Origin of the sequence: Streptomyces sp. NPDC008238 (assembly GCF_042956445.1) — a bacterium.
In the GTDB taxonomy this organism is placed as follows: domain Bacteria; phylum Actinomycetota; class Actinomycetes; order Streptomycetales; family Streptomycetaceae; genus Actinacidiphila.
On sequence record NZ_JBIBGK010000026.1, the window covers coordinates 73,489 to 84,553 of the forward strand.

The following is an 11,065-nucleotide window of genomic DNA, read 5'->3' on the forward strand; positions in this document are numbered from 1 at the left end:
TTATCCGTCAAGGAGCCGCATTGATGGAGACCGTCGAGACCGATGTGCTCATCGTGGGCAGTGGGCCGGCCGGGGCAAGCGCCGCACTCGCGCTGAGCACGTACGGGGTACCGAACATCGTGGTCACGCGCTACGGCCGGCTGGCCGACACCCCGCGTGCCCACATCACCAACCAGCGCACCATGGAGGTGCTGCGGGACCTCGGCGTCGAGCAGGAGGTCGTCGCCAGGGCGACTCCCCAGCACCTGATGGGGAACACCGTCTTCTGCACCAGCCTCGCGGGCGAGGAGCTGGGGCGGCTGCGTTCGTGGGGCAACGACCCGCTGGTGCAGGCCGCGCACGACCTCGCCAGCCCGAGCCGCATGTGCGACATGCCGCAGCACCGGATGGAGCCGGTGCTGATCGAGGCCGCCGTCGCACGCGGCACCCGGTTGCGCCACAGCACCGTCTACAGGTCCTTCGAGCAGGACGACGACGGCGTGACCGTCCTCGTCGAGGACCGGCTGCGTGGCGATACGTACACCATCCGCGCCAAGTACCTGATCGGCGCCGACGGCGGGCGCAGCCAGGTCGCCGAGGACGCCGGACTCCCGATGGCCGGGACGATGGGCGTGGCGGGCAGCGTCAACATCGTCTTCGACGCCGACCTCAGCCGCTACGTCGCCCACCGCCCCAGCACCCTGTACTGGGTGCTCACCCCCGGCGCGACGGTCGGCGGGATCGGCGCGGGTCTGGTCCGCAACGTCCGGCCGTGGAACGAGTGGCTCATCGTGTGGGGCTACGACGTCAACGCGGCGCCCCCGGACCTCACCGAGGAGTACGCGCTGTCGGTGGTCCGCAAGCTCGTCGGCGACGACGAGGTGCCGGTCACGATCCGCTCCACCTCGGCGTGGACGGTCAACGAGATGTACGCGCGGACCTACTCCAGCGGCCGCATCTTCTGCGCGGGCGACGCCACCCACCGGCACCCGCCGTCCAACGGGCTGGGCTCCAACACCTCCATCCAGGACTCCTACAACCTGGCCTGGAAGCTGAAGCTGGTGCTGGACGGCGCGGCCGCGCCCTCGCTGCTGGACACCTACACCGCCGAACGGGCGCCCGTCGGCGAGCAGATCGTCACCCGCGCCAACAAGTCGATCGGCGAGACCGCCCCGGTCTTCGAGGCCCTGGACCTGCTCGCCCCGCAGAGCCCCGAGCAGTTGCTCGCCAACATGGAGTCCCGCAAGGAGGCCTCCCCGGCCGGCGAGAAGCGGCGCGCCCGGCTGCGCGAGGCGATCGACTTCAAGCGGTACGAGTTCAACGCGCACGGCGTGGAGCTCAATCAGCGCTACACCTCGGCCGCGGTCGTCCCGGACGGCACCCCCGACCCGGGCTTCGACCGCGACCCCGAGCTGTACCACCAGCCGAGCAGCCGCCCCGGCGCCAAGCTGCCGCACGCCTGGCTGACGGCGGGCCCCCGCACCCTGTCCACCCTCGACCTGGGCGGCGGCGGCCGGTTCGCACTGCTCACCGGCATCGGCGGCGAGGCCTGGACGGCAGCGGCCCGCGCGGTCGGCGCCGAGCTCGGGCTGGACATCGCGACCGCGGTGATCGGCCCCGGGCGCGAGTACGAGGATCCCTACGGGGACTGGGCGCGGCTGCGCGGCATCGGCGACACGGGCGCGCTGCTCGTGCGGCCGGACCTGTACGTCGCCTTCCGGCGCTCCGAAGGGGCCGCCGACGACGCCGAGGCACGGTCCGTGCTCGGCACCGCGCTGCGGCGCATCCTGGGACGGGACTGACGAGGAGAGACCATGGACTTCACCGAACAGAGCGCGACGCCCGCCGTCGTGGAGAGCTTCGCGCGGACGCCCGACCCGCGGCTGCGGGATGTCCTCGGCAGCCTGACCCGGCACCTGCACGACTTCGTCCGGGACGTCGAACCCACGATGGAGGAGTGGGAGGCGGCGATCGGCTTCCTCACCCGCACCGGGCAGGCCTGCACCGACACCCGGCAGGAGTTCATCCTGCTCTCGGACGTGCTCGGCGTCTCGATGCTGGTCGAGACCATCAACCAGCGGAAGTCGGCCGGCGAGGGGGCCACCGACTCCACCGTGCTGGGCCCGTTCCACATGGTCGGCTCCCCCGCGCGGGAGTTCGGCGACGCGATCGACATGATCGGTTCGGGCGAGCCGTGCGTCGTCACCGGGCGCGTGGTCTCCGTGGACGGCACGCCGCTGCCGGGTGCGACGGTGGATGTGTGGCAGGCCGACGAGCACGGCTTCTACGACGTCCAGCAGCCGGGCGAGCAACCCCAGGGCAACGGGCGCGGGCTCTTCACGGCCGACGGGGAGGGCCGCTTCCGGTTCCGCACCGTCGTGCCCGCGCACTACCCGATCCCGACGGACGGCCCCGTCGGCGGACTGCTGAACGCCACCGGGCGGCACCCCTACCGGCCCGCGCACATCCACTTCATCGCGGCCGCCGAAGGGCACCATCCGGTCACCACGCACGTGTTCGTCCAGGACAGCCTCTACCTGGAGTCGGACGCGGTCTTCGCGGTGAAGAAGAGCCTGGTCCAGGAGTTCACCGTGGTGGACGACCCGGAGCGGGCGGCCGAGTACGGGGTTCCCGGCCCCTTCCGGCTGGCGAACTTCGACATCGTGCTGCAGCGCTCATGAGCCTGGAGTTCGTCCACGAGGCACTGCCGATGCGGGTCGTCTTCCGCGCCGGCGCCGCCGGCACGGCCGTCGCCGAGGAGACAGGACGCCTCGGGCTGCGCCGCGTGCTGGTGCTGTGCGGCCGGCACGGCGAGGACACCGCGCGCTCCGTCGCCGCCTCCCTCGGCACGGCCTGCGCGGGCGTCCACCCGGGCGCGGTGATGCACGTGCCGGTGAAGGTGGCCGACGAGGCGGTGGCGGTGGCCGCGGAGCTGGCGGCCGACGGGCTGGTCGCGGTCGGCGGCGGCTCGGCCGTCGGCCTCGGCAAGGCGGTCGCGCTGCGCACCGGGCTGCCGCTGCTGGCCGTGCCGACGACCTACTCGGGCTCCGAGATGACCCCGGTGTGGGGCCTGACGGAGGACGGCGTCAAGCGCACCGGCCGCGACCGCCGCGTCCTGCCGCGCAGCGTCGTCTACGACCCGCGGCTCACGCTGTCGATGCCGCCGGCGCTGTCCGGCACCAGCGGCGTCAACGCCCTGGCCCACGCGGTCGAGGCGCTGTACGCCCCCGACGCCACGCCCGTCGTGTCGCTGATGGCCGAGGAGGGGGTGCGCGCCCTGGCCGAGGCGCTGCCCCGGGTCGTCGCCGACCCGGACGGCCTCGACGCGCGCGCCCGGGCCCTGTACGGGGCCTGGCTGTGCGGGGCGTGCCTCGGCGCCACCACGATGGGCCTGCACCACAAGCTGGCCCACGTGCTCGGCGGCGCCTTCGACCTGCCGCACTCCGCGACCCACACCGTGCTCCTGCCGTACGTCCTCGCCTTCAACGCCCCGGCCGCGCCGGGGGCGACGGCCGCCCTGCGCCGGGCACTGGGGGCCGAGGACCCGGCGCGCGGACTGTGGGAGCTGGGCGGACGGCTCGGCGCGCCGCGTTCGCTGGCCGAGGTCGGTCTGCCGGCCGACGGCATCGGCCGCGTCGTGGAGCTGGTGGGCACGGCCTCGTACGCCAACCCGCGCGCCGCGGACGCGGAGCAGTTGCGCGCGCTGCTGACGGCGGCGTACGAGGGCGCCCCGCCGGCGGCCTGAACGACCGGTCCGCGAGCGCGAGTCGGGCGCGGACGGGCGCGGGGCGGCGTTCCTCACGGGCGGCCGCCGCGCCCGGTCCGCGCCCGGCGCGCTCCCGCCCGGAGTCCGGGGGAAAGGCCGCGAAGCGCCGTCCGGATTCCGGCCCGGATGCGTTTTCCCCGTACAGGCGAACACCTCTTCGCTGTACGGTCACGCGCCCGAACGCATTCCGCCGATCCGGTCCCTCGATTCCCCGCGGAATCCGGCCTTCCGCCGCCGCACGGGAATCCCTCAGCCCCGGCGCCGCGGCTCCCGGTCCGCCGCCGCGGGCGGGCCGGCGCCGTAGTCCAGTCTTTCCGCCGTCCTGACCAGGCGTTCCAGCGCGGCACCGTCCCGCGGCCCGCCGCGCAGGGCACGCCGGGCCCGCGCCGCAACACCGCACAGGCGTACGGAAAACAGGCGTTTCGCGTTCCCAAACGCCATCCCCCGCCACCCCTTCCGCAGTTTAGAAATATCTACCAAGGTTGAGCGTATGAGAAATGCGGCACCGAAACAGGCAATGGAGTGGCTGGCCGCCGCCGCGGCGGATCCGCGGGCGTGCAAGCGGGAATGGGAACACGGCGAGAGCGGGACGGTCCTGCTGCCCGCCGGGCGTTTCTGGGACGTGCTCAGCGTGCCCGAGGACCTCGGCGTGCTGGCCCTCGACGCGCTGCTGCGCCTCCCCCGCGCGGAACCCGGCCCCACGCTGGCCGACACGGCCTCCCGCCGGGTCGGCTTCTTCCTCCCACCGGATCCCGTCACCAGATGGGTGGGCACCGGGATCCGCTACGCCGGCCGGGGCGCCTGGATCGCGGTCCCGCCCCCGTACCGGGCCGCGGGGGCCCTGCGGTGGCTGGTACCGCCCGACGGGACGGGCACCCTGCACACCCCTACATCGGTCGAACTGGCCCTGTTCCAGGCAGCAGTGGCGGCGGAGTGCCGCCGCTGAGCCCGGTCGTGCGCGGTGGTACGTCGGCCCCCGCGAATCCGGGGACCGCGCGCCCGCGGGCCCGCCAGTCGGCCAGGACTTCCGTGTAGATCGGCGGGTCCGTCCAGTAGGCGCCGGTGAGTTCGGCGAAGGTCCGGTGGTGCTCCGGATGTCCCTGGAGAAGGCATCCACGGGTCGAGGATGTGCTGCTGTCCATGTCCCCTTGCAACGCGGCTCGTGCGCCGGTGGTACGTCCGGGGCGGGCGGCGCCACTGGAACGAGTGAGTGCGCCCCCCTCGTTAGGGGCCTTCCTTTCACCGTCTCATCGTCTCGTCGTCTCATCCGCCCGCACGGGAGACGGCTCCGGCAGTCCGAGGGCACGGGAGAGCAGCGGCCATGCCGCGGCGAACTCCCGTCGCCAGTAGGCCCATTCGTGTCGGCCACCCTCGTAGTAGTGCGTCGTCGCCGTGATGCCCCGCAGCTCCAGCGCGGTGGCGAAGACGTGCGCGGCCGGCCACAGGGTGCTCTCCAGCACCTCCGGCAGCAGTTCGGTGCCGCCCGCGGCCGGGGCGGCACCGCTTCCGCAGGAGACGTAGAGCGCCGTGCCGCGCAACCCGCCGGCACGGGCGGCGGGATTGAAGGACCGCCAGGTCTCCCACCGGTCGACGGGGTCGCCCCACAGCGTCCCGGGGCACAGGTCCTCGCGGAGCAGGAGGGCGTCGAGCGCGGCGGGCACCCCGGCGAACGTGGTGTCCAGGACGCCGCTGAAGGAGGCGGCGGCACGGAAGGTTCCCGGGTGGCGGGCGGCGTGGGCCATGGCACCGTGGCCGCCGGTCGAGACGCCCGCCACCGCCCGTACGCCGGAGGCCCGGTAGTCGCGGCGCAGCAGCCCGTCGAGCTCGCGCAGTTGGAAGGTCTCGTAGTCGGAGCCGTCGAGCCAGCGGCTCGACAGCCCCGCGGGGCCGCAGTCGGGCATGGCGAGGATGAGCCCGGCGTCAGCGGTGAGCTCCTCGACGTCCGTCTGCCGGCTCCAGGCGGTGTGGTCCTCGTGCGGCCCGTGGAGCAGGTAGAGCACCGGCCAGGTGCGCCCGGGCGCTCGCGCGAAGTCCGCGGGCAGGACGATCCGGGCCGCCGCCGGACGCCCGAGAGCGGCCGAAGCCACCGTCAGGTCCCAGGTGCGTGCGTCGACACGGGTCGCGGCGGCCACCTCGGCGGCGGCCCGGTCGCCCGGACGCGCGGTGGTGGGGGTCATGGGGGCGGCTCCTCGAGGGACAGGGGGGAACAGGGGCGGAACGGGGGCGCGCACGGACCGGCCGCACCACCTTTACCCGGGGTAACGGACGCGGGCCGTCAGCGGTTCAACGGCGAGCCGCGATCCCTGCGCCGCGCCGGGGGCACGGCGTCGCGCAGCGGCGTGGCCCCGTGACCGACCGGTAGGTTCGGTGCCGGGTCCCACCCCGGGGCCCGGAACGGGCCGAGGGAGCACACGCGCATGACCTGGTTGCTGTACGGGGCCACGGGCTACACGGGCCGCCTCGTCGCACGGGAGGCCGTGGCCCGCGGCGAACGCCCGGTGCTCGCGGGCCGGTCGGCCGCCGCGCTGGCCCCGCTCGCGGACGGACTGGGCCTGGAGCACCGGGTCTTCGCCCTCGACGACCCCGCGGCCCTTCGCACGGCGCTCGCGGACGTGGACGCGGTGGCGCACTGCGCCGGGCCCTTCTCCGCGACGGCGCTGCCGATGGCCGAGGCGTGCCTGGACACCGGCACGCACTACCTCGACATCACCGGCGAGATCGACGTGCTGGAGGCGCTGCACGCGATGAGCGCCCGGGCCCGCGCGGCGGGCGTGGTCCTGCTGCCCGGCGCGGGATTCGACGTCGTCCCCACCGACTGCCTCGCCGCCACCGTCGCCGCCGCGCTGCCCACCGCCACCCACCTCGACATCGCCTTCCTGGCCGGCGGCGGGGCGAGTCCGGGCACGGCGCGCTCCGCGCTGGAGGCGCTCGACCGGGGCGCCGGAGGCCGCGTCCGCGTCGACGGGGTGATCCGCGACGTCCCGCTCGGGCACCCCCGGGTGACGGCGTCCTTCCGCACCGGGCCGCGCCGTGTCGCAGGCGTCGCCTGGGGCGACGTCAGCACGGCCCACCACTCCACCGGCGTCCCGAACGTCTCGACGTACACCTGGCTGCCGGGTGGTGCCCCGCTCGTGGCGCGCGTGCTGGGCCTCGGCCCGGTACGGCGGCTGGCCCGCGCGGGCGTCGACCGCTTCCTGACCGGCCCCGGCGAGCGGGCGCTGGGGCGTACCCGTTCCCAGGTCTGGGCGCGCGCCCGCGACGCTCACGGCCGCGCAGCCCAGGCGGCGCTCTCGGCGCCCAACGCCTATGCGCTGACGGTCGATTCGGTGCTGCGCGTCGTGACCCGCCTGCCCCGCCTGCCGCACGGCACCCAGACCCCGTCCTCGGCCCTGGGCGCGGACTTCGTCCTCGAACTGGACGGGGTTCGCCGCAACGGACCCCACGTCGGCTGATTCCTCGCTACGACGGGCGTACCGCCGGGGCGCGTTGGGCGGCGGTCGCGGCCGCCGCCGCCCAGCCCTCCAGGCTCGTGACGAAGTGCTCCGCGCAGTCGGGCCAGTGCAGGGCGCCGCGGGCGGCGGCGTGGCCGCGGGCGCCCATCGCGCGGCGCAGTGCGGGGTCGTCGCGCAGGCGGCGGACGGCGTCCGCGGCCGCCGCGGGGTCCCCGAACGGGACGAGGAGGCCGCAGTCGTGCCCCCGGACGAGTTCCGCGGCGAGGGGGTTGGGGGTGCTCACGACCGGGATGCCGTAGGCCATGTACTCGGCGACCTTGGTGGGCCGCGAGTGGCGGTAGTTCGCCTCGTCGCGCAGCAGCGACACCCCGGCGAGCGCCCCGCACAGCCGCCCCAGGGCCGCGTCGTTGGGCAGGAAGCCGTGCCAGCGCAGCACGCCGTCGCGGTCGGCCGCCGCCAGCAGCGCGCGGACGTCGCCGTCGGCGGCGCCGATGAGCTCCACCCGGACGTCCGGGGCCAGCAGCCGTGCCATGGCGACCAGTTCCTCGGCGCCGCGGGCCCGGGACAGCTGCCCGAGGTAGACCACGCGGTCGTCGCCCGGTGCCGGCGGGGCCTTTGCGGGGACGGTGACCAGGTTCGGCACCACGGGGTGCGTACGGCGGAAACGGCGCTGGTAGGCGTCCTCGGCGAGCAGCAGGTGCAGATGCCGCTCGGCGGCGAGTTCGGCCGCGCGTACGACGAGGCGCAGCGGCGGGCGCAGCGGGCGCGGCACCCAGGCCTTCATGGCGAGGGCGGCGGCGGTGTCCTCGTGGACGTCCCACACCACCGCGGGCCGGCGGGCGCCGGTGCGGTGCCAGTGCCGCAGGGTGCGCGGCAGGGCGAGCAGGAGTTCGGGGTCGTGGAGCAGCACGGCGTCGACGGTGGGCCCGCGCCGCGCCAGCAGCCGGCGGGCCTCGCGGACGGCCGCGCGCCGGTCGCGGCCGGTGGCCCGCGGCAGGTCGACGCCCTCGACCCCGAGGCGGGGCGGGGTCGCCCGGGCGGTGAACGGCGCGGCGTAGGTGACGGTGTGGCCGTGGGCGATGAGGGCGGCTATCTGCCGGTGCAGGATGCGCGCGTCCTCGGGGTGGTGGACGACGGTGACGACCAGCACGTGCATCACAGCACCTCGACGTCAGGCCGGAAGATCCGTCCGCGCGTGTCGAACAGCAGGCGGGCCCGGTCCGCCACCACCTGGAGGTCGTACGCGCTGTGGTCCTGCAGCAGGACCGTCAGGTCGTGCTCGCGCAGGGCGGCGGGCAGGTCGCCGGCCCTGGGGACGGCTTCGCCGTCGACCTCCCAGACGTCCACGAAGGGGTCGTGGAAGGAGATCCCGGTGCCGAGCCTGCGCAGCAGTCGTGCCACGGGGACGGCGGGGCTCTCGCGGCGGTCGGCGACGTCGGGCTTGTAGGTGACGCCGAGCAGCAGCACCCGCGATCCCTGCAGCGCCTTCCCCGCCGTGTTCAGCAGGTCCTGCGCCCGGCGCACCACGTACTCCGGCATCCGGTGGTTGATCTCCCGGGCGAGTTCGACGAAGCGGAACTCGTAGCCGAGGGTGCGCACCTTGTACGACAGGTAGTTGGGGTCGATCGGGATGCAGTGGCCGCCCACGCCGGCGCCGGGGCGGAAGGCCTGGAAGCCGAAGGGTTTGGTGGCGGCGCACTCGATGGCGTTCCAGATGTCCACGCCCAGTTCGCGGCAGAGGACGGCCAGCTCGTTGACGAGCGCGATGTTGACGTGGCGGTAGGTGTTCTCGATCAGCTTGGCCATCTCGGCCTCGCGGGTGCCCTTGGCCCGGACGACGGTGTCGACCAGCTTCCCGTAGAACGCGACGGCGCGTGCCGCGCACCCGGGCGTGTGCCCGCCGACGATCTTCGGGGTGTCGCGGAGGCCGTGGGTGTGGTTGCCCGGGTCGATCCGCTCGGGCGAGAAGGCGAGGGCGAAGTCCGGCCCCGCGCGCAGTCCTGAACCCTCCTCGAGGATGGGCCGGACGACCTCGTCGGTGGTACCGGGGTAGGTCGTCGACTCCAGGACGACCAGGACGCCGGGGCGCAGCCTGGCGGCGACCGCCTCGGCGGCCCCGGTGACCGCGGTGAGGTCGGGTCCGCCGTCCCCGGACAGCGGGGTGGGGACGCAGATGACGACGGTCTGCGCCTCCGCCAGGCACTCCGGGCGGGTGGTGGCGGTGAAGCCGGCGGCCAGCATGCGCCGCAGGTCCTCGTCGCGGACGTCGTCCACGTGCGAGCGGCCGGAGTTGAGGGCGTCCACCACCGCGGGGTCCAGGTCGTGCCCGACGACGCTCAGGCCCACCGCCGCGGCCTCCCTGGCGAGGGGCAGACCGACGTATCCGAGTCCTACGACTGCGAGCTCCACCGTCATGTCGCACCATCCAGTGCTATACGGCCCCGAGAACGCGGTAGGCGTCGCGCGTCCGCCCCGCGATGTGCGCCCACGTGCGGTCGTGGGCCACTCGTGCACGGGCGGCGGCGCCCATCATCTGCCGGTGATTCGGACTATAGAGCAATATTTCGAGCGCATCTGCCCAGGCTTGTACGTCTCCTGGCGGAATTAGCCTGCCGTTCACCTCGTCTTCGACCAGCTCGCCCATCGCCGTGACATCACTCGCCGCGACGGGAAGACCGCTCGCCATCGCCTCCACCGGCTTGAGAGGGGTCACGAGATGGCACACCCGCTCCCCGGTCCTGGGCACCGCGAAGACGTCCAGCACGGCGTGGTGCGCCCGCACCTCGGCGTACGGCACACGGCCCGTGAACAGGGCGTACTCCCCCAGGCCGAGCCCGGCCGCCTGCCGCTCCAGTTCGGGCCGCAGCGGGCCGTCCCCCACGATCAGCAGCCGCAGCGGCACCCCGCGGCGGCGCAGTTCGGCCCCCGCGCGCAGCAGGGTGCCCACGCCCTCGTGGGGCGTGAGCGTGGAGACGGTGCCCACGACCAGCTCGCCGGGGCCGATGCCGAGACGATCGCGCAGGTCACCGGGGTCGGGCAGGGGCTGGAGGAAGACGTCGTCCACGGCGTTGGGCACGATCCGCACCCGGTCCTCGGGGACCCCCCGGGAGACGATCTCCTCCCGCATGGCCTCACCGAGGGTGAGCACCAGGTCGGCGGCCTTCATGCAGTGCGTCTCCAGGGCCCGCCGCTCCCGGTAGGAGGCGCTGTCGCGATCGCGGCCGGGCCCCTGCGTCAGCCAGGTCTCCTCCAGGAAGCCGCGCACCTCGTAGACGACCGGCAGGCCGAACGATTCGCGCAGGGCGAGTGCCACTCGGCCGTTCGGGTGATCGGTGGCCGCGTGCAGGACCGCGGGGCGCAGCCGTTCGACGAGCCGGGCGGCGAGCTCGGCGTTGCGGGCGAGGGCGGCCGCCGGAGTCCCCGGCATCCGCACCGGCAGCAGGCGGTGGTAGGGCACCCCGTCCACGACCTGGGCCGGGCGCCCGTCCCAGACCCCCTGGGCGACGGGGAAGCCCAGCCGGGTCACGACCTGCGGGTCCAGGCCCGCCTGCCGCTGGGCGCGCGCGATGGCGTGCGTCCTGACGGTGTAACCGGCGTTCCGGTACGGCAGGGAGTTGGTGACCAGGTGCAGGACCCGTCCCGGCACCGCCGTCCCCGGCACACCGGCCGGGGCCGGCACGCCGCGCGGCCCGTAGGGCGGGGCGCCGCCGCCCCCGCGGTGCGGATCGCGTCCGGGCAGCCGGGCCAGCGCCCACCGGGCGGGCCGCCGCGCCGGCCCCGGGGCGACCCGCAGGGCCAGGGACGCCGCGCGCACCGGGTCGTCCCGCAGATGACGTACCGCCACGGAGGCGGCGAGAATCAAGGCACG

9 protein-coding genes are annotated in these 11,065 nt (G+C 74.7%); 5 read left to right on the top strand and 4 right to left on the bottom strand.

Translation table 11 applies throughout. The features are described from left to right. The first annotated feature begins 23 nt into the window (after positions 1–23). The 4 genes from ACFZAU_RS34175 (at position 24) to ACFZAU_RS34190 (ending at position 4,691) form a co-directional block, all read left to right on the top strand. Positions 24–1,781 carry an FAD-dependent oxidoreductase gene (locus ACFZAU_RS34175; protein WP_500555398.1) on the top strand — a complete coding sequence of 586 codons (1,758 nt, stop codon included), beginning with the start codon at positions 24–26 and terminating at the stop codon, positions 1,779–1,781. A gap of 12 nt (positions 1,782–1,793) precedes the next feature. Beyond that, positions 1,794–2,660: a dioxygenase family protein gene (locus ACFZAU_RS34180; protein ID WP_500555399.1), complete on the top strand. Its 867-nt coding sequence runs from the start codon at positions 1,794–1,796 to the stop codon at positions 2,658–2,660. After that, positions 2,657–3,724: a maleylacetate reductase gene (locus ACFZAU_RS34185; protein ID WP_500555400.1), complete on the top strand. Its 1,068-nt coding sequence runs from the start codon at positions 2,657–2,659 to the stop codon at positions 3,722–3,724. The genes ACFZAU_RS34180 and ACFZAU_RS34185 overlap by 4 nt, the downstream gene beginning before the upstream one ends. Before the next feature lie 511 nt (positions 3,725–4,235). Continuing rightward, positions 4,236–4,691, top strand: a complete 456-nt coding sequence (locus tag ACFZAU_RS34190; protein WP_500464298.1) for a bifunctional DNA primase/polymerase — start codon at positions 4,236–4,238, stop codon at positions 4,689–4,691. 301 nt (positions 4,692–4,992) lie between these two features. Here the strand turns inward: ACFZAU_RS34190 and ACFZAU_RS34195 are convergent, their stop codons facing one another. Continuing rightward, positions 4,993–5,922: an alpha/beta hydrolase gene (locus ACFZAU_RS34195; protein ID WP_500555401.1), complete on the bottom strand. Its 930-nt coding sequence runs from the start codon at positions 5,920–5,922 to the stop codon at positions 4,993–4,995. Positions 5,923–6,162: 240 nt separating this feature from the next. On the opposite strand from ACFZAU_RS34195, the gene ACFZAU_RS34200 reads away from it, so the two are divergent. Further along, positions 6,163–7,197, top strand: coding sequence for a saccharopine dehydrogenase family protein (locus ACFZAU_RS34200; protein ID WP_500555402.1), 1,035 nt, complete (start codon positions 6,163–6,165; stop codon positions 7,195–7,197). Positions 7,198–7,204: 7 nt separating this feature from the next. Here the strand turns inward: ACFZAU_RS34200 and ACFZAU_RS34205 are convergent, their stop codons facing one another. From ACFZAU_RS34205 to ACFZAU_RS34215, 3 genes are read right to left on the bottom strand one after another with little or no spacing between them, the layout of a single operon-like run. Then, on the bottom strand, positions 7,205–8,353 hold the full coding sequence (locus ACFZAU_RS34205) for a glycosyltransferase (protein ID WP_500555403.1): 1,149 nt from the start codon (positions 8,351–8,353) through the stop codon (positions 7,205–7,207). Beyond that, positions 8,353–9,612 (bottom strand): nucleotide sugar dehydrogenase, encoded by a 1,260-nt coding sequence (locus ACFZAU_RS34210; protein WP_500555404.1) that lies wholly within the window; start codon positions 9,610–9,612, stop codon positions 8,353–8,355. The genes ACFZAU_RS34205 and ACFZAU_RS34210 overlap by 1 nt, the downstream gene beginning before the upstream one ends. Positions 9,613–9,628: 16 nt before the next feature. Continuing rightward, the gene (locus ACFZAU_RS34215) at positions 9,629–11,059 is read right to left on the bottom strand and encodes a glycosyltransferase (protein WP_500555405.1); all 1,431 of its coding nucleotides are present in this window, start codon (positions 11,057–11,059) and stop codon (positions 9,629–9,631) included. Between the last annotated feature and the right edge of the window lie 6 nt (positions 11,060–11,065).